Here is an 18,627-nt window from a genome sequence, read left to right as displayed (position 1 = left end):
ACCCGGGCGGTCATGTTTGCTTGGTGCTCCGGCGACGCCTTCTATATTCTTGCTGACGCTGGACGCCTCGAACGAAAGCCGGCGCTCGACACGGCAAGGGACAGACCCGCATTCACGCACGGCCAAAGGAACGCAGATGAGCACCACCAGCACGCCGCTCTCCGGCGTCAACCAGCCATTGAAGGGTATCGCACTGATTCTGTTTGCGACCTTTCTGTTTTCCAGTCATGACACGCTGTCCAAATACCTCTCCGGCATCTACCCGATCATGATGGTGGTCTGGGTGCGCTATGTGGTGCACACCGGGCTGATGGCGTGCATTTTCATGCCCTCGGCGGGCCTGCGTGTGCTGCGCACCAAGCGCCCGGGGCTGCAGGCGTTGCGCGCGGTGTGCCTGCTGGGCACAAGCTTGTTGTTCACCAGTGGCCTGATGTTCATCCCGATCGCCGAAGCGACGGCGGTCAACTTTCTCGCGCCGCTGCTGGTGACGGCCTTGTCGGTGCCGCTGCTCAAAGAGACGGTCAGTCGCGGTCAATGGATCGCCGTGCTGGTGGGTTTCAGCGGGGTACTGGTGATCGTGCACCCCGGCGGCGAGCTGTTTCGGCCGGCGGTGTTACTGCCGCTGGGCTCGGCGTTCTGCTTCGCCTGCTACCAGTTGCTGACTCGTCTGGTCGCGGCCCACGACAGCCCGACCACCAGCAACTTCTTCGCCGGTCTGTTCAACAGCCTGTTGATGAGCGCCATCGTGCCGTTCTTCTGGCAGTCACCGGAGTGGAAGCACATTCCGTTCATGCTGGCGCTGGGCACCTGTGGCATGGTCGCGCACCTGATGCTGACCCAGGCCTTCCGCTTCGCTGCACCGGCCATGCTGGCGCCGTTCGGGTACTGTCAGATCGTCTTCGCCGGCTTGTGGGGCTACATCGTGTTCAACCATTCGCCATCCCTTGTCGCCCAGGCCGGCATCGCGATCATCTGCCTCAGCGGCCTGGCGGCGGCGTGGCAGCAGCGCAAGAAGGGCGGTTGATGACGGCGGGTTCATGACCTGCGCGGCGCCATGAAATACATCCAGATCAACGCAATGAAGTACATCACCGGGATCAGGGTGAACAGCACGCTGTAGTTATTGTGCGTCGCGGTGAGGACCGCGCCGACGATCTGCGTCATGAACATGCCGCCGATGGCCGCGCACATGCCGCCGAAGCCGAACACCGTGCTGATCATGTGCCGGGGCGTGTAATCCATGACCAGGCTCCAGATGTTCGCCGTCCAGGCCTGATGCGCACCCACCGCCAGGGCGATCGCCGTCACGGCCACCCACAGACCGCTGGCGTTGGCGGCGAACACCACGCCAATGATCGTCAGCGCGAACACCAGCATCGACAGAAAGCGTGCGGTCATCGGCCGCATGCCCCGGCCGATCAGCCACGAAGACAGGATCCCGCCCCCGACACTGCCGAAGTCGGCGGTCAGCCAGATCAGCATCAGCGGGATGCCCATCTGCGTCACGCTGATGCCGAGGTTGTATTGCTGATTCAGAAACGGCGGCAGCCAGTACAGGTAAAACCAGAACACCGGCGCGGTGAGGGCGTAGGCGAGGGCAAAGGCCCACGTGCCGCGCATTTTCAGGATGCGCGAGAGCGGTACCTTTTCCCCTTCAGGCTCCGTTTCAGGGTCGGCATCGCTGTCGATGTAGGCGCGCTCACTGGCACGTACCGTCGGATGGTCGTGGGGATTGAAATACGTCAGCCGCCAGGTGATGACCCAGACCAGCCCCAGCGAGCCCATGCAGATAAACGCCGCCTGCCAGCCCCACACGGTCAGGATCAGCGGCAACAAGGCAGGCGTGACCATCGCGCCGACGTTGGTGCCGGCGTTGAAAATACCGGTGGCCACGGCGCGTTCTCCGGCCGGGAACCACACCCGGGTGACCTTGACGCAGGCCGGGTAATTGGCGGCTTCGGTCAGGCCCAGAATAAACCGGCAGACCATGAAGCCCGCCGCTGATGTCGCCAGACCGTGGGCGCCCGTGGCGAGACTCCACAGCAGCACCGCGAGGAAGAACGCGCGCTTGACGCCGACCCGATCAATGAAACGCCCCTGCAGCAGAAAACCGATGGCGTAACCGACCTGAAACCAGAAGTTGATGTTGGCGTAATCCATCGCCGTCCAGCTCATCTGCTCCGCCAGAATCGGCTGCATGACGCCCAGTGCCGCGCGGTCGATGTAGTTCAGGGTGGTGGCGAAGAACACCAGTGCCAGCATGCCCCAACGGGTTTTGCCGACGGCCAGGGCGCCGCGAATCTTGTCGTTCATGCCGGCATGGGGCGGCGCAGGGCGGGAGGCGACCGGGGCAGGCGAAGCAGAAGGGGAACGCATAAGCATCAAGCCTGTTTTGAAATTGTTATGGTGGTGTCCGCGCGGCCAGGGCAGTGGCCCTGCAAAGCGTCATACAACTAACCGTATGGTTCATTTCATTTGATGTCATGTCCAACGGCGCGAATAATCCCACGAACGCCCGCCAGGTTCGAGCCTCATCGACGCCAGGTGGCCATGTGATTATTCAGGAGATTCCCCCCGCATGCAGCGCTCGATCGCCACTGTTTCCTTGAGCGGCACCCTGCCGGAAAAGCTCGAAGCCATTGCTGCAGCAGGTTTCGATGGCGTAGAAATCTTTGAAAACGACTTGCTCAATCACAACGGCAGCCCGCGTCAGGTGCGGCAGCTGTGCGCAGATCTGGGCATCGCTATCACCCTGTTTCAACCGTTCAGTGACTTCGAAGGCTGTCGCCGCGAGCACCTGCAGCGCAACCTCGACCGCGCCGAACGCAAATTCGACCTGATGCAGGCACTCGGCACTGACCTGATGCTGGTCTGCAGCAACACCGCCAGCGACTCACTGGGCGAGCGAAACGTTCTGCTCGATGACCTTGGGTCGATCGCCGAGCGGGCAGGTGCGCGTCAACTGCGGGTGGGCTATGAGGGCCTGGCATGGGGACGTCACGTCAACACCTGGCAGCAGGTCTGGGATCTGGTCCGGCAGGTCGACCATCCGGCCCTCGGCGTGCTGCTCGACAGTTTCCACACGCTGTCGCTCAAGGGGGATCCGAGCGGGATTGCGCAGATTCCCGGCGACAAGATCTTCTTCGTGCAAATGGCCGACGCGCCGCTGCTGAACATGGGCGTGCTGGAGTGGAGTCGGCATTTCCGGTGTTTCCCGGGGCAGGGCGAATTCGATTGTGCGGGTTTCCTCGCGGCGGTCCTGCGCAGCGGTTACACCGGCCCGCTGTCGCTGGAGATTTTCAATGACGTGTTTCGCGCCGCACCCACTCGGGCCAACGCCGCCGATGGCCTGCGTTCGTTGCTGCACCTGGAGGAGCAAACCCGCGCGCTGCTGGAGCAGCAGTCTCAACCCGCTGCACCGTCATTGTTGTTCCATCCGCCGGCACCCAGCGCCTGCAACGGCGTGGCGTTTCTCGAGTTCGCCGTGGATGATGCCCAGGGTGCGCGGTTGGGCAGCTGGCTGCATGGCCTGGGGTTAGGCACCTTGGGTCAGCACCGCAGCAAAGCCGTGACCCTGCTGGGGCAGGGCGATATCAATATCCTGTTGAACGCCGAGCGCTTCTCCTCACCTCCGATGCCTTCCGCTGCGGCTTCTTTCGCTGCCCCTTCTTTCATGAACTCCGCCCTCGAAACTCCCGGCGCGTCGCTGCGCGCCATGGCGTTGCGGGTGAACGACAGCGCTGCTGCGCTGGAGCGGGCGAGTCAGCTCAATGCCGATACCCATGGCGGCCCGGTGGGCCCTGATGGTCGAGCGGTCCCGGCAGTGCGCGCGCCGGACGGCAGCCTGATGTATCTGATTGAGGCCGCCGCACCGGGGCAATCGAGCTGGGACAGCGACTTTACCCTGAGCCCGCAACCCTTCACGCCAAGCGGTTTGCAGCGCATCGATCACGTTGCCATGGCCTTGCCTGCCGACAGGCTCGACAGCGCGGTGCTGTTCTACAAAGCCGTGCTGGATTTCGAAGCCGATGCCGATGCGCTGCTGCCCGACCCTTACGGGCTGGTGAAAACCCGGGCGCTGCGCAGCCGTTGCGGCACCGTGCGCCTGTCGCTGAACACCCCGGATCATGGCGACACGGCCATCGCCCGCGGGTTGGCGAGCCACGGCGGCGCAGGCGTTGATCACGTCGCCTTTGCCTGCGACGACATCTTTGTCCAGGTCGCCCGCGCCGAAGCGGCAGGCGTGCAGTGGCTGGATATTCCCCAGAACTACTACGACGACTTGGGAGCGCGCTTCGGTTTCGACGACGGGTTCCTCGACAAACTGGCGCAGCACCACGTGCTGTATGACCGTGACGCCGACGGTGGCGAGCTGTTTCACGCCTACACCCAAGCGTTCGACGAGCGTTTTTTCTTTGAAATCCTCCAGCGCAGCAACGGCTATGCGGGTAATGGCGAGGCGAACGCCGCGGTACGCCTGGCGGCGATGGCCCGGGCCCGCAGCGGCTCGGGACGGGCGTGATCGCCCATGGCGCCTGGTGACGAGCCGCTTCCGTAACGCACCGGTGCGGCCCATAATCCCGCGATTCCACCGTGGTCGTGAGCCCCGCATGAAAACCGTTGACGACAGCCTCGCCGAAGCGCGCCCAGATGAACGCGCTCAGTCGCCGCGCAAGTCCCGCAAGAACAATCCGGAAAAAACCCGTGACGGCATCCTTCAGGCGGCCGTCGCCGAGTTCGTCGCCCAGGGCCTCTCCGGCGCACGCGTCGATGCGATTGCCGAGCGCACGCAAACCTCCAAGCGGATGATCTATTACTACTTCAACAGCAAAGAGCAGCTGTACACCGAGGTGCTGGAGAAACTTTACGGCGACATCCGCACCACGGAAAGCAGCCTTGACCTGGACGTGCTCGCACCGGAAGCAGCGATCAGGCGGCTGGTGGAATTCACCTTCGATCACCACGACCGCAACGTCGATTTCGTGCGCATCGTCTGCATCGAAAACATCCACAACGGCGCCAACGTCAAACAGTCCGCGACCATCCGCGAGCTGAGCCGGAACGTCTTGCAGGCGCTGGACGAAACCTTGCGGCGCGGTGAGCAGGCCGGCGTGTTCCGGCCAGGCGTACAGGCCGTTGACCTGCACATGCTGATGAGCTCGTTCTGTTTCTACCGCGTGTCCAACCGTCACACGTTTGCCGAGATTTTCCAGATCGACCTGGAGGACGAAGGGGTCAAGGCGCGGCAGAAAGCGATGATCTGTGATTCGGTAATGCGTTACCTGCTGCCGTGACGGGCGAGTTCAACGCCACGCCGGCCTGAAGACCCGAACGATGCCGCGACGCCAGTCTGCTCTGATCGCCACTGGCCAAAACCACCACGCGTTCTGCGCGCTTTGACTATTGCCCATCCACGCGGCAGAGCGGAGTATTTCGCCCCTCCAACAATAAAAGTGTAAGGACGACACAATCATGCAGATCGACGGCAAGGTATTCCTGGTCAGTGGCGGCGCGTCCGGGCTGGGTGCGGCCAGCGCACAGATGCTCATCGACGCCGGGGCCAGCGTGATGCTGGTGGACGTCAACGCCGAGGCGCTCGCGGCGCACGTGGAAAAACTGGGCGGCAATGCCCGGGCCAGCGTCAGCGACATCACCCGGGAGAGCGACGTTCAGGCCGCAGTGGATGCGGCGCTCAGTGCGTTTGGCCAGATCAATGGCGTCATCAACTGCGCCGGCATCGTCGGCGCCGAGAAAATCCTTGGCAAAGAAGGCCCCCACGGCCTCGACAGTTTCAGCCGGGTGATCAACGTCAACCTCATCGGCAGCTTCAACCTGCTGCGCCTCGCTGCCGTGGCCATCGCCGAAAGCACGGCCGACGCCGGCGGCGAGCGTGGCGTCATCATCAACACCGCATCGGTCGCCGCCTATGACGGCCAGATCGGCCAGGCGGCGTATGCGGCCTCCAAGGGCGCCATTGTCAGCCTGACCCTGCCCGCTGCCCGTGAACTGGCGCGTTACGGCATCCGCGTCATGACCATCGCCCCGGGCGTTTTCGAAACGCCGATGATGGCCGGCATGACCCCCCAGGTGCGCGAGAGCCTGTCCGCCGGCGTGCCATTCCCGCCACGCCTGGGCAAGCCCGAGGAATACGCCGCGCTGGCACGCCACATCATCGAAAACAGCATGCTCAACGGCGAGGTGATCCGTCTGGACGGCGCCTTGCGCATGGCGGCTCGCTAATCGAGGAAATTCCATCATGTCTTTGAACAAACGTCAGACGTTGAACGACGACCCTGTGGTAATCGTGAGTGCTGCGCGCACGCCCATGGGCGCCTTTCAGGGTAATCTCAAAAGCCTGACTGCGCCGCAATTGGGCGCCGCTGCCATCCGCGCCGCGGTTGAGCGCGCGGGCATTGATCCAGCGCAGGTCGATGAAGTGCTGTTCGGTTGTGTGTTGCCGGCCGGGCTGGGCCAGGCGCCTGCGCGTCAGGCGGCATTGGGCGCCGGGCTCAGCGACGCCACCACCTGCACCACCTTGAACAAGATGTGCGGGTCGGGCATGCAGGCGGCCATCCTCGGCCACGACATGCTGCTGGCCGGCAGCGCCGACGTGGTCATCGCCGGTGGCATGGAGAGCATGTCCAACGCGCCGTATTTGCTGGAGAAGGCCCGCAGCGGTTACCGCATGGGCCACGGCCAGATCATCGACCACATGTTTCTCGACGGCCTTGAAGATGCCTACGACCGTGGTCGACTGATGGGCACCTTCGCCGAGGAGTGCGCCGGGCTGGAAAATTTCAGTCGGGAAGCCCAGGACGGTTTTGCGGTCGCCTCGCTGACCCGGGCGCAGGAAGCCATGATGCGCGGCTGGTTCGACGCTGAAATCGTCCCGGTGGAGGTCACGGTGGGCAAGGAGCGCAAAACCCTTCGCCAGGACGAGCAGCCACCCAAAGCGAAGCTGGACAAGATCCCGCTGCTCAAACCGGCGTTCCGCGAAGGCGGCACCGTGACAGCAGCCAACTCAAGCTCGATCTCCGACGGCGCCGCAGCCTTGACCCTGATGCGCCAGTCCGAAGCACAACGACGTGGGATCACGCCGCTGGCGGTCATCCATGGCCACGCCGCTTATGCCAATGAGCCGGGGTTGTTTCCGACCGCACCGGTGGGCGCCATCGACAAGCTGATGAGCAAGACCGGCTGGTCCATTGCAGACGTGGACCTGTTCGAGATCAACGAAGCGTTCGCGGTCGTCGCGCTGGTCACCATGGCCCGCCTGGAACTGCCCCATCACAAGGTCAACGTGCATGGCGGCGCCTGCGCATTGGGCCATCCCATTGGCGCATCAGGGGCGAGAATTCTGGTGACGTTGCTGTCGGCGTTGAAGCAGCGGGGTCTTAAGCGAGGGGTAGCAGCCATTTGCATCGGCGGTGGCGAAGCGACCGCGATGGCCGTTGAGCTTATTCTTTAATATCAACGCCTTGAGCTGCGTTTCGCATGTTAAATCTACGATAGCGGCTGACTCTCTTCCGCGATACGAAAAGGTCGATAAAACAATGAATTACATGACTATCCTCAAAGAGGTTCGAGGTCGGGTTGCACTCTTGACCCTCAATCGCCCAGAGGCGCTTAACGCCTTGAATGCGCAGCTCATCAGCGAACTCAACCACGCCCTCGACGAGCTGGAGGGCGATCACGGCATCGGCTGCATTGTTCTGACCGGCTCGGCAAAAGCGTTTGCCGCCGGGGCTGACATCAAGGAAATGGCCGAGCTGAAATACCCGCAGATCTATCTGGATGACCTGTTCAGCGACAGCGATCGGGTGGCCAGTCGCCGCAAACCGATCATCGCCGCCGTCTCGGGGTTTGCCCTCGGTGGCGGCTGCGAACTGGCGCTGATGTGCGACTTCATTCTGGCGGCCGACAACGCGCGCTTCGGTCAGCCGGAAATCAAGCTGGGCGTGCTGCCCGGCATGGGCGGCACCCAGCGTCTGACCCGGGCGGTGGGCAAGGCCAAGGCCATGGAAATGTGCCTGACCGGGCGCCTGATCGACGCCGTCGAAGCGGAGCGGGCCGGGTTGGTGGCGCGCATCGTGCCGCAGGACCAACTGCTGGATGAGGCAATGAACGTCGCGGCCGGTATCGCGGCGAAGTCGCTGCCGGCAGCCATGATGGTCAAGGAAAGCGTGAACCGCGCCTTTGAAGTCAGCCTGGCCGAAGGGATTCGCTTCGAACGCCGGGTGTTCCATGCGGCGTTTGCCAGCGAGGACCAGAAGGAAGGCATGGCGGCGTTCATCGAGAAGCGCGAGCCGGTGTTCAAGCATCGCTGATCCAGGTCAGGCGCTGGCGCGTCTCAGGGGTGTCTTCTGGCGCCAGCGTGTATAAAATGCGCCGGTCGCCGCGGTTCACCCTCGGCCTGTCATTATCGATCACCCTATTTTCAGCGTTTATCGTCATGGGCCCGGCGTGCAAGACACGTCGGATCCGAGCGATTCATCGCCACCGGAACAAGAGAGCAATCATGGGCGCACAGTGGAAGGTCAAACACAAAGAAGCGGCAGCCAACGCCAAGGGGCGTATTTTCGGCAAGCTGTCCAAGGAAATCATGATTGCCGCGCGCTCCGGCCCTGACCCCGACATGAACGCGCGCCTGCGACTAGTGGTCGAGCAGGCCAAGAAAGCCTCCATGCCCCGCGAGACACTGGAACGCGCCATTAAGAAAGGCGCCGGTTTGCTCGGCGAGCACGTGCACTTCGAAAAATTGACCTACGAAGGCTTCGCCCCGCACAAAGTCCCGGTCATCGTCGAGTGCCTGACTGACAACATCAACCGTACCGTGTCCGAGATCCGCGTGCTGTTCCGCAAGGGCCAGCTGGGTGCCGAGGGTTCGATCACCTGGGATTTCGACCACCTGGGCATGATTGACGCCGTCGCCGCCAAAGACGATGCAGACGCCGACGAAGCCGCCATCGAAGCCGGTGCTCAAGACGTTGAACAGGGCGACGAAGGCGTTGCAACGTTTTACACCGACACCACCGACCTCGACGCCGTGTGCAAGGCGCTGCCTGAGTTCGGCTTCACCGTCGAGTCCGCCAAGATCGGCTACCGCCCGAAAAACCCGGTTGAAGGCCTGAGCGAAGAGCAGATGGCCGAGGTCGAAGCCTTCCTCGAAGCGATCGACAGCCACGATGACGTGCAGAACGTTTACGTCGGTTTGGCAGGCTAACGCTGGCTGCGCCAACTGACTGAACTCGGTCCCACTGAATGATCGCGAGCACATGGTAAGACCGGCTTTAGCCGGGAAGGCGTCGGTGGGCATACTGCTAAATCGACGGTGTCCATGCTGGCCTCTTCCCGGCTGAAGCCGGTCCTACAGTTGTGCGGCATCCTCTGGATTGAGTCCCGCTGACACACCGCAGGCTTAGTGGGACCGGCTTTAGCTGGGAAGGCGTCAGAGGCCGCACTGCAAAACGCCAGCGTTCAGAACAGCCGCTCAACCTCCGCAAATCCGGGCCGCTGCATCACATCCGCCTGCACGCAGCGCTGCTCCAGTTCCCGCAGGCCGGCAGTCCCCCCATCGTTTGCTTCGCAGCAGTCCAGCAATTCCCCCAGCAATACACCAAACGCCCGGACTTCAATGCGTTCCAGCCTTTGTCCCGTTTCTTCATCCGGATAGAACGCCGCTGCGCCGAAATCCCCCAGGAGGCTGTCACCACCCTCGTTCCAGAGGATGTTGTGGCTATACAGGTCCCCGTGGTTAATCCCATGGGCGTGCAAATGTGCGCACGCCGCGGCGATCCCGGCAACGATGCGCTTCACGGTCGAAACGCTCAGCCGGGTGCCGCCATAGGTGTCACGGGTGCAGGATTCCAGGGTCGGAGGACGCGCAAGAGTCACGAATGACGGCGAAATCAGCTCCATCACCAGACCGCGAGCGCCCTGCGGGTGATCCTGAATCTGCCCGAGCACGGGAATCAGGTGAGCATGCCGCCCGGCCGCAATGCAGGCCTGCATCTCGTTCAACGGCGAGCCGTCGCTGGTGACATCGCCTTTGTACAGCTTCACGGCAACGTCCAGCGCCGACGCGTCGGCATCAGCGCGCCACTGCGCCTGTTGAATCACTCCGGAGGCGCCTTCGCCCAGCACCTGTTGCAGCGCCAGTTGCGGCCACGGAATTTGCCGGATCGGCTCTTCGGTGTGGATGTCGTTCAGCGGGTTGCCGGCAAACGCCAACCAGGCCAGCGCGGGCATTTCCAGCAGCCAGCGCGGCAGTTCATGGAAATCGTTGACCGCGATCCGTACCAGTTCCAGGCGCTGACAGCGGGCCAGTGATTCCGGTAATTGCCGAAGCCGGTTACCCGCGAGCATCAGCTTCTGCAGCTGCGCACAGTCGCCGATGGCTTCAGGCAAAGTCTCGATGCGGTTGTCGGTCAGCACCAGCGAGCGCAGCGAGGGCGGCAACGCGACGGCCGGTACATCAGCGATATCGCAAGCCTTGAAACCGACGAAGAACAGCTGCTCGCACTGGCCCAGGCATTCCGGCAGGCGGGTAAACGGGTTGTTGGAGCAGAACAGGATTTTCAGGCGCTTGAGCCGGTGCAGGTCGGCGGGCAATTCGGTCAGCCGGTTGCCGCTGAGGTCCAGCACTTCCAGTGAATCGGCGAGGCTGAAAATCTCCTCGGGGAATTCGCCGAGGTCGGCGCTGAGATTGAGCCGCGTGATGCCTGCCAGTTTGCCGGCACGCAGGTCTGCAAGGGTGTGCATGGGGGGAAGGGCGCCTGTGGTCAATGGGCGCCCATGATACCCAGTCGTCGCGCCCTGTGCTCGCTTGGCCGCAAGCACCATGGGCAGAGGCTCAGCTCAGGCAGCGATCCAGCAATTGGTGCATGCGATCGAGGGACGGCGCCGATTCGGCGTACAGAATGCGGTAGACCATGGGTGCGACAACGGCATCCACCAGTTCATCCGCCGAAGGACTCTGTTCGCCGCGGTCCCGGGCGCGGTCGATGATGATCTGCAGCTGATCGCGAACCATGTTCAGGCACTTGCCCGAGCACAGGGTCGCGCTGCTGGAGACCACGTCGCGCATCATCTCGCGGCCGGGGGCCGAGTTGGTCTCCTCGAGGTAGACCTCGACCCAGGTGCGCAGGTCATCGCGCAGGTTGCCGCAATCCACCGGCTCGTCGGGGCGCAGACGCTCGACAGCGGCATCGGCCAGCAGTGAGGTCAGGTCGCCCCAGCGCCGGTAAATGGTGGACGGCGTGACACCGGCACGGGCTGCAATCATGGGCACGCTGAGGGCTGAACGCTCCTGCTCCTGGAGCAGATCGCGAACGGCTGCGTGAATCGATGTCTGCACCCGGGCACTGCGGCCGCCGGTGCGAATGCCTTCTTTGATAGCCATGCTGCGGACCCTAACACAAAGTATTTGCTTTAAGCAGACGCTGCTCGCACACTCCTAAAGCTAATTAATAGCTTTTGTGGCGTGCTTTTTCGGGAGAGTGTACTCGTGTCTGATTCTTTGCAGAACCCGCAAGTCGATGGTCGGGGGCGGAGCCACTTGGGTTTTCTGGCTTTCGTGCTGCTGTGTTTCTTCGCCGCGTCCAGCGCGCCCACGCCGCTTTACCACCTCTATCAACAGGCGTGGGGCTTCTCATCGGTATTAATGACGGTGATTTTCGCCGTTTACGCCATGAGCCTGCTGGCGACGCTGATGGTGTTCGGCTCGCTGTCGGATTACCTCGGCCGCCGCCCGGTGATATTCATCGGGCTGCTGCTGGAGATCGTCGCGATGCTGCTGTTCATCGCCGCCACCGACGTCAGTTGGCTGATCGTTGCGCGGGTGCTGCAGGGCGTGGCGACCGGCATTGCCACCAGCGCGTTGGGCGCCGCGATGCTCGACAGCGATGCGCAGCAGGGGCCGTTGCTCAACAGCATCACACCGATGTTCGGCATGGCACTGGGGGCGCTCGGCACCAGTGCGCTGGTGCAGTACGCGCCGCTGCCCATGGGCCTGGCCTATGGCTTGCTTCTCGCGGCGTTCGCGGGTCAGGCGGTGTATCTGTTGCGGGTCGCTGAAACGGTGACCCCGCAGCCGGGCGTGCTGAAAACCCTGCGACCGCGGCTCGCCGTACCTGTACAGGCCAGGGGGACATTGCTGCTGGTGCTGCCGGCGGACATCGCCGCCTGGGCGCTGGGCGGATTTTTCCTGTCTCTCGCACCGTCACTGCTGACTGCCGCGACCGGCTCGACCTCGGTGCTCAACGGCGGCTTTGCCGTGGCAGCGCTGACCATCAGTGGTGCGATTTCGATTCATAACCTGCGCTTGCGCGCGCCCCGGCTGGCCTTGTTGGTGGGCTGCAGTTTTCTGGCAATCGGGGTTTCAGTGATTCTGGCGGCGGTGAATCTGGGCTGGTTGTGGCTGTTCTTCACCGGCGCGGTGGTGGCGGGGATCGGCTTCGGTGCGAGTTTTCTCGGCGCCCTGCGGCTGTTGCTGCCCCTGACCCACGCCCACGAGCGGGGCGCATTGATGGCGGCCTTTCTGGCCTTGAGTTATCTGGCGTTCTGCATTCCGGCGCTGCTGGCCGGCGTGTCGATCAAAACGGCGGGCTTGGTGACCACCACCAATGTCTACGGCGGGGTCGTAGTCTTGCTGGCGGTGTCGGCGCTGGCCGGTCTGCTGATTCAGCAGGCCGGCCAGGCCAGGGCCGCCTGAGCCGCGTTACCGGTTATGACGCAGAATCGAAAAATTCAGCGCCGAAGCGACGGTCAGCCAGACCAGGTACGGGAACAGGATCAGCCCGGTGATGAGGTCCAGCTGGATCCCCAGCACGACCATGGCGGCTACCACCAGCCACAGCAGCGAAATGATGATCAGGCCCGCCATGATGCGGTGGGCGCCGAAGAACACCGGCGTCCACAGGGTATTCAAGGCAATCTGAGCGGCCCATAACGCCAGCACGGTTTCGCTGCCGGGGATCAGGGTCAGGCGATAACCGGCCCAGGCCAGCAGCAGATAAATCGTCGTCCAGGCCACCGGAAACAGCCAGTTGGGCGGGGTGAAGCGTGGCTTTTGCAGCGATTCATACCAGCTGCCCGGTTTGAAAATGATGCCGGTGCTGGCTGCCGCGGCGCAGGCGATGAGGAAGATGTAAAACGTCATGGGGGGTCCTTTGCTGAAAGCATTCGAAGTGCGGGCCGTGGGGCCGTCTCGGCATTGGATGCTTATGCGCTGGAAAAATCCGGCGCGCGTGCAGATCAGCCGTGACCCAATTGGCTGAGGCGTTCTTGCACGGCGTCGTCGAAGATCATGTACAGCGTTTCTACATCGGCCGGGCGAAGACGTCGGCTGGTCTCCAGGCTGAGGATGAAACTGATTTCCATGGAGGCCTCGCGTTCGAGGTCTTCCTTGGTGGTGGCGGCATTCAACGCGCGCACCAGATCGTCAATCGCACCCTGGATGGGTTTGGGAAGCCGAAGTGCAGCGATTCGCTCTTGGGGCATTGCTCAGTCCTGGGGTGGCGGGTTGTGCGGCGAACCGAAAGGCATAAAGCCCTGGCGCCTGGGATCGGGGCGTATTGTGGCCGAGTTACGGCGCAGATCCCACCAGCGGAAACAAAATAGTGAAAGGGCAGCGCTTACCGTAATCGCTTTTAACGGACTGCCCCATGTTTGTATCGCTCAAGTTACAAAAGCCCGCGCCGACACCCTGTTCAGGAAGTCTATTACTCACTTGAACAGGGAAGTGCCATGTCAGCGATTGCTTCGGTCACCTCATCCGCCCAGTTGATGCCAGTGGTCAAACCGGCGGCCACCGTCGCGCTGAATGACAACGCCGCTGCTGCCACCACCAGCGCCACGCCGTCGTCCGTCGTCATGCTCGGCCAGGACGACAAGGTCAGCGCCCCGTTGGTCTACAACGTCCGTGGCCTGATGCCTGATGCCAACGTACCGCCCGCCTGGGAGTACACCCGGCAGGACAAGGTCTCGCTGGCGATGATGGGCAATTTCAGCACCTCCGCCACAGCCGGTCGCTTCCAGGGCCTGGGCGCGACGCTGCTCAGTCAATTGGCCCAGACCGGCCAGAACATTTCCCAATCGGTGCTGCGCTCGACGACCGGCAATGCATTGTAGCCTGCAGAGCTCGCTGCCGCCCAGGACCGCCTGCACAGCAATCCGGCCAACAGCATCAGCCTGACGCTGAAAACCGCCAGCGGTAAAACCATCGAGCTGAGCCTTTCCAGTCAGGACGACGGTCTGGCGGTGCAGGCCCAGGTGAGCGGGGGCGACCTCAGCGACGACGAGCTCAACGCGCTGAATGCCATGGCGGACGGTTTTCAGTCGGCCATCGACGGCCTGACGGCCAAACCGCCGACCCTGAAGCTCGACGCCTTGACCCATTTCGACTCGAAGGCCTTTGCTTCCGTTGATTTGAAAACCAGTTTTAAACTCGAAGACGGCAGCGCCCAGACCCTTGAACTGCGCGCCGATGCCGACCAGCGTTCGGTGCGCATGAGTGGCGCGCTGGGGAATCTTGAGCTGTCGGTGGACCTGAAAAACGCGGCCATTCGGGGTGACAGTGCTCAGCAGGCGAAAGCGCTGGACGGCTATGTCAGCCAGATCGAGTCGGCGCGCAAACGCGGTGACGGCGACGCGCAGCTGCTGTCGATGTTCGAGGACGCGTTCAAAACGCTGCACTCCAATTACCCTGACACCCGCGCCTCCACGGCGGCGAAGACGGTGAGCTCGATCGAACTGACGGACACCGATCACGGCCTGTTGACCGGCCTCGGCGACTTCAGCGCCTCGGTCAGCGAGAAGAGCGTCGAAGGCAACCCGGCACGCCCCGGCGAACTGGACACCTTCGCCTACACCCTGTCGCAAACCACCCAATCCAAGGGACGCGACCAGTTGAACCGGACCATCGTTCAGGACCAGCAATCTCAGCTCACCGCCAGTTATCACAAGCCCCTGCCAGGCGGGCAGAAGCTGGCGTTGAGCACCGATCCCGCGAGCCAGAACTACCTGTATTACCAGGTCAGCGATCAGGCGAGCAGCAAAGCCAGCATCGGCTATAAAAAAGGCGAACTGATCGATGCGACGGTGAGCCAGTCGGCCAGTCAGTCGACGCGCATTGCCAAGTACGTGATGGGCCGCCTGGAAAAAGACACTCACACGCCGATCTCCACCTCCAAGACCCAGAATTTCCTCAGCGTGCTGCAGCAGGCCTTGCAACAGGACAAAGAGGCGAAGCAGGGCCGTGGCACGTCGACCCTGAAAGACACCCTGGCCGGGATTCATGCCAAGGTCCTGTTGCAGAGTGATCCGTCGAAGCTGAACGGCTGATAGCGGTACACCCTCGGTTTCGCAGCGCGCCATCCGGCGCTTTCCCGGCTAAAGCCATTCCTACAGTCGAGTTCGCACCCGATCTCACTGGCTGGATGAGCTGCCTTCGTAGGACCGGCTTCAGCCGGGAAGGGGCCAGCATGATCTCATTTCGATTTTGGCCGTGCTCCGGCAACCAGGCGCTCAAAGACCTGGGCCTGGCAAAATTCGAGCACCCGGCTATAAACAAAGCGTGCCAAGCATGTTGCTGTCCCCAGAGGCGAGAAGCCCGGAGTGTTATCGATGATTGACCGTGAGCCACCGTATCCCCGTAAGCCCCCGCTGAGTAATCCCGAAAAACTGGCGCGTCTGGCCGGCATTGGCCTGATCGTGCTGATCGCCGCCGGCGCGTTTGCCTACGTCAATGGCAGCCTCGACCCACAGCGACTGACACCGGCGCGGGTGGTTGACGTCTTCGAACGCAACAACGGTGTGCATCCCGGTTACCGTCGCAACCACCCGAAAGGCATCTGCGTCGCCGGCGTGTTCGAGAGCAACGGCGCCGCTGCCAGCCTCTCCAAAGCCGAAGTCTTCGCCAGCGGGCGCACCCCGGTGATCGGCCGTCTGGCCGTGCCCACGGGCAATCCGTATTCCCCCGACAGCGCCGCGCCATTGCGCAGTTTCGCAGTGCAGTTCACCCAGCCCAACGGGCAGCAATGGCGCACCGGCATGAACAGCATGCCGGTGTTCCCGGTCGGCACGCCTGAGGCCTTCATCGATCTGCAAATCGCCACCGGACCTGACCCCAAGACCGGCAAGCCCGACCCGGCGAAACCCCCGGCGTTCTTCGCCGCGCACCCGGAAGCCCAGCCGTTTCTGGCGTGGGTCAAGACCGCCAAGCCGTCGGCCAGTTTCGTCACCGAGACCTACAACAGCGTCAACGCCTTCGTGCTGGTGAACGCTGATGGCAAGCGTCAGCCGGTGCGCTGGAGTCTGGTGCCGGAGGCGACCGATGCATCGCCTGCGCCCGACGCCAAGGAGTACCTGAACAAGGACCTCAACGAAAGACTGGCCAGCGGCCCACAACGCTGGAAGCTGGTGCTGACCCTGGCCAACCCCCAGGACCCGACCAACGACGCATCCAAAGCCTGGTCCGGCGAGCACAGGACCGTGGACGCCGGGACCTTGGTGGTCAACGCCGACAGCTCGCAGTTGAACGGCGACTGCCGCGACGTCAATTACGACCCGCTGATTTTGCCCAGTGGCATCGAAGGCTCGGATGACCCGTTGCTCGCCGCGCGATCGGCGGCCTACGCCGCGTCCTACATGCGCCGCACCAGTGAAGTCGATCAGTTGAAAGCCGAACCCGCCCTGGAGAAACAGCCATGAGCACGCCCGTCAAGCATTTCGCCCCACTGGCGCGCCTGCTGCACTGGGTGATGGCGCTGATGGTCATCGCCATGCTGTTCATCGGCGCCGGCATGGTCGCGTCGGTGTCCGAGCGCCATGAATGGCTGCTGAACCTGCACAAGCCTTTGGGCATTGCGATTCTGCTGCTGGTCATCGTCAGGATCATTGTGCGTGTGACCACGGTGACGCCGCCGTTACCGGCTGACTTGCCGGCCGTGCAGGCGCTGGCGGCGAAGCTGTCCCATTACCTGCTGTATGCGCTGATGCTGGCGATGCCGCTGATTGGCTGGGCGATGATTTCCGCCGCCGGGGATCCGGTCATGCTCGGCAGTTCAGTACGGCTGCCGTCCATCGTTGCCGCCAACCCTGACACCTTCGCGCTGCTGCGCAAGGCCCACGCCTACCTGGCGTACCTGTTCTTCCTGACGATTCTCGCGCATCTGGCTGCCGCACTGTTTCACGGCTGGGTGCGGAGGGATGAAGTGCTGGACAGCATGCTGCGGGGGAAATCGCGGGATTGATGCTTGTCGTCACCGCGATTGACGCCATCGCCAGCAGGCGCGAACCCGCTGGCGATGGCGTTTCTGGACCGTAATTAAAGTCAGTTCACGCCTCAGCGCAGCACTGACACCATCTGCGCCAGCGTGGTCAGCACATCGCGGGCGAGCTGTTTCGAGCGCTGGCCCGACCAGCCGGTGATGACATCCGGTGCGTCATCGTTGTCTTTGAACGGCATTTCCAGCGTCAGCGACAAGCACTTGTAACGCTCACCGACGCTGTTGCACGCCAGGTTCATGTTGGCCTGGCCCGGCGCCGATTTCGGATAGCCGTATTTGCTCTGGAAGTCCCGGGTCAAGCCGCCCAACCGGGCGCGGAAATCCGCTTCCAATCGGGCTTGCCGGTCGGTGTACCCCGGATTGCCTTCGCAGGCGGCGGTGAAGACATAGGGGATTTCTTCATCGCCGTGGACGTCGAGGAACATGTCCACGCCGTATTTTTCCATCTGGGTTTTGACGAAGAACACTTCCGGGCTGAGCTCGGGGGTCGTGTCCTGCCAGGCGCGGTTGAGGTCCTTGCCTTGGGCGTTGGTGCGCAGATGGCCGTGGAACGAGCCGTCCGGGTTCATGTGCGGCACCAGGTACAGGTTCGCCGACGCCAGCAACGCCTGCAATTCAGGGTCGTTTTCCTGCAGCCGGTCGATAATGCCTTCCATGAACCACTCGGCCATGTGCTCGCCGGGGTGCTGCTGCGCGATGATCCAGATGTTGCGCTTGCCCGCCGCGCCGTCGCCCTTGCGCAGCAGCGGGATGTCCCGGCCTTCGACGCTCTTGCCGGTGGACAGCAGCTCGGTGCCGTTGTTCAGCGCTTCATTCACCAGCCAGTCGTGGCGCTCGCGGCTGTAGGGTTCGAAGTAGGCAAACCACACCTGGGATTCGCTGGGCGTCAGCTCGAAGTTCAGCGCACGGCCGTCGAACTGACTCGGCACGCGGAACCAGGTTTTCTGATCGTAGGAGGCGACCGCGTTGTAGCCGGTCCAGGCGCCGTTGTAGCTCGACTCGCCAGCATTGGTCAGGCTGAAACCGTGGGGCTCGCCGATCTGCAGGCCGTCGACCTTGAAATGGAACCACTGGAAGTGCGCGCTCTTGGTGTCAGGGCGAATCGCCAGTTGCACCGTTTTCGGGTTGCTGGCGTCGAGCACGACGATGTTGCCGCTGTCGAAATCGGCGGAGATATTAAGGGCGGTTTGAGTCACGGGAGCGTCCTGATTGCATGATCTGCCATTACGAGACCATCGGGAGGTAATGCAGGCCGCGCCTGATTCCCTCACTGGGCTGTTATGACAATTACTTTACACGCAACCAGCGGGGGCACGGCGACAGAATCGTTCGCCAAAGG

General features: G+C 62.8%; 18 protein-coding genes. 12 read left to right on the top strand and 6 right to left on the bottom strand.

Annotated elements, in window-relative coordinates; genetic code table 11:
• Positions 1–136 precede the first annotated feature (136 nt).
• Positions 137–1,024 (top strand): DMT family transporter, encoded by an 888-nt coding sequence (locus IFT99_RS09350; RefSeq protein ID WP_065990546.1) that lies wholly within the window; start codon positions 137–139, stop codon positions 1,022–1,024.
• 11 nt (positions 1,025–1,035) lie between these two features.
• Here IFT99_RS09350 and IFT99_RS09345 read toward each other — a convergent pair whose 3' ends face one another.
• The gene (locus IFT99_RS09345) at positions 1,036–2,313 is read right to left on the bottom strand and encodes an MFS transporter (protein ID WP_192132000.1); all 1,278 of its coding nucleotides are present in this window, start codon (positions 2,311–2,313) and stop codon (positions 1,036–1,038) included.
• Between the two features lie 265 nt (positions 2,314–2,578).
• Between IFT99_RS09345 and IFT99_RS09340 the strand changes: the two genes are divergently transcribed.
• From IFT99_RS09340 to IFT99_RS09315, 6 genes are all read left to right on the top strand, one after another.
• Positions 2,579–4,522, top strand: coding sequence for a bifunctional sugar phosphate isomerase/epimerase/4-hydroxyphenylpyruvate dioxygenase family protein (locus tag IFT99_RS09340; protein WP_192131806.1), 1,944 nt, complete (start codon positions 2,579–2,581; stop codon positions 4,520–4,522).
• 88 nt (positions 4,523–4,610) lie between these two features.
• Entirely contained in the window at positions 4,611–5,294 is a 684-nt protein-coding gene (locus tag IFT99_RS09335) for a TetR/AcrR family transcriptional regulator (protein WP_192131804.1), read from the top strand.
• A 178-nt stretch (positions 5,295–5,472) separates the two neighbouring features.
• On the top strand, positions 5,473–6,240 hold the full coding sequence (locus IFT99_RS09330) for a 3-hydroxyacyl-CoA dehydrogenase (protein ID WP_192131802.1): 768 nt from the start codon (positions 5,473–5,475) through the stop codon (positions 6,238–6,240).
• 16 nt (positions 6,241–6,256) lie between these two features.
• Complete coding sequence (locus IFT99_RS09325; RefSeq protein WP_192131800.1) at positions 6,257–7,468, top strand: acetyl-CoA C-acyltransferase; 1,212 nt, start codon at positions 6,257–6,259, stop codon at positions 7,466–7,468.
• An 85-nt stretch (positions 7,469–7,553) separates the two neighbouring features.
• Positions 7,554–8,327 carry an enoyl-CoA hydratase gene (locus tag IFT99_RS09320; RefSeq protein ID WP_192131798.1) on the top strand — a complete coding sequence of 258 codons (774 nt, stop codon included), beginning with the start codon at positions 7,554–7,556 and terminating at the stop codon, positions 8,325–8,327.
• A gap of 191 nt (positions 8,328–8,518) precedes the next feature.
• The gene (locus tag IFT99_RS09315; protein WP_065990568.1) at positions 8,519–9,223 is read left to right on the top strand and encodes a YebC/PmpR family DNA-binding transcriptional regulator; all 705 of its coding nucleotides are present in this window, start codon (positions 8,519–8,521) and stop codon (positions 9,221–9,223) included.
• Between the two features lie 254 nt (positions 9,224–9,477).
• On the opposite strand, the gene IFT99_RS09310 is transcribed toward IFT99_RS09315, so the two are convergent.
• Positions 9,478–10,761: a leucine-rich repeat-containing protein kinase family protein gene (locus IFT99_RS09310; protein ID WP_192131796.1), complete on the bottom strand. Its 1,284-nt coding sequence runs from the start codon at positions 10,759–10,761 to the stop codon at positions 9,478–9,480.
• Positions 10,762–10,852: 91 nt separating this feature from the next.
• Positions 10,853–11,401, bottom strand: a complete 549-nt coding sequence (locus IFT99_RS09305) for a TetR/AcrR family transcriptional regulator (protein ID WP_192131794.1) — start codon at positions 11,399–11,401, stop codon at positions 10,853–10,855.
• A 105-nt stretch (positions 11,402–11,506) separates the two neighbouring features.
• On the opposite strand from IFT99_RS09305, the gene IFT99_RS09300 reads away from it, so the two are divergent.
• Positions 11,507–12,712: an MFS transporter gene (locus IFT99_RS09300; RefSeq protein ID WP_192131792.1), complete on the top strand. Its 1,206-nt coding sequence runs from the start codon at positions 11,507–11,509 to the stop codon at positions 12,710–12,712.
• 6 nt (positions 12,713–12,718) lie between these two features.
• Here IFT99_RS09300 and tspO read toward each other — a convergent pair whose 3' ends face one another.
• A complete protein-coding gene (gene tspO, locus IFT99_RS09295) occupies positions 12,719–13,159 on the bottom strand; it encodes a tryptophan-rich sensory protein TspO (protein WP_065990573.1) in 441 nt (146 codons plus the stop codon).
• Positions 13,160–13,254: 95 nt separating this feature from the next.
• On the bottom strand, positions 13,255–13,500 hold the full coding sequence (locus tag IFT99_RS09290) for a hypothetical protein (RefSeq protein ID WP_065990575.1): 246 nt from the start codon (positions 13,498–13,500) through the stop codon (positions 13,255–13,257).
• A gap of 246 nt (positions 13,501–13,746) precedes the next feature.
• Between IFT99_RS09290 and IFT99_RS09285 the strand changes: the two genes are divergently transcribed.
• The 4 genes from IFT99_RS09285 (at position 13,747) to IFT99_RS09270 (ending at position 17,252) form a co-directional block, all read left to right on the top strand.
• Positions 13,747–14,130 carry a hypothetical protein gene (locus IFT99_RS09285; protein ID WP_192131790.1) on the top strand — a complete coding sequence of 128 codons (384 nt, stop codon included), beginning with the start codon at positions 13,747–13,749 and terminating at the stop codon, positions 14,128–14,130.
• Between the two features lie 129 nt (positions 14,131–14,259).
• Positions 14,260–15,342, top strand: a complete 1,083-nt coding sequence (locus IFT99_RS09280) for a lactate dehydrogenase (protein WP_192131789.1) — start codon at positions 14,260–14,262, stop codon at positions 15,340–15,342.
• A 282-nt stretch (positions 15,343–15,624) separates the two neighbouring features.
• Positions 15,625–16,710, top strand: coding sequence for a catalase family peroxidase (locus IFT99_RS09275; protein WP_192131787.1), 1,086 nt, complete (start codon positions 15,625–15,627; stop codon positions 16,708–16,710).
• A complete protein-coding gene (locus IFT99_RS09270; protein ID WP_192131786.1) occupies positions 16,707–17,252 on the top strand; it encodes a cytochrome b in 546 nt (181 codons plus the stop codon). The genes IFT99_RS09275 and IFT99_RS09270 overlap by 4 nt, the downstream gene beginning before the upstream one ends.
• A gap of 92 nt (positions 17,253–17,344) precedes the next feature.
• Here the strand turns inward: IFT99_RS09270 and IFT99_RS09265 are convergent, their stop codons facing one another.
• Positions 17,345–18,484 carry a M14-type cytosolic carboxypeptidase gene (locus IFT99_RS09265; protein ID WP_192131785.1) on the bottom strand — a complete coding sequence of 380 codons (1,140 nt, stop codon included), beginning with the start codon at positions 18,482–18,484 and terminating at the stop codon, positions 17,345–17,347.
• Between the last annotated feature and the right edge of the window lie 143 nt (positions 18,485–18,627).

The organism is Pseudomonas sp. CFBP 8772 (genome assembly GCF_014841665.1).
GTDB classification, from domain to species: Bacteria; Pseudomonadota; Gammaproteobacteria; order Pseudomonadales; family Pseudomonadaceae; genus Aquipseudomonas; species Aquipseudomonas graminis_B.
Note: the sequence above shows the minus strand (reverse complement) of the source record. Positions and strands in the feature narration are given on the sequence as shown.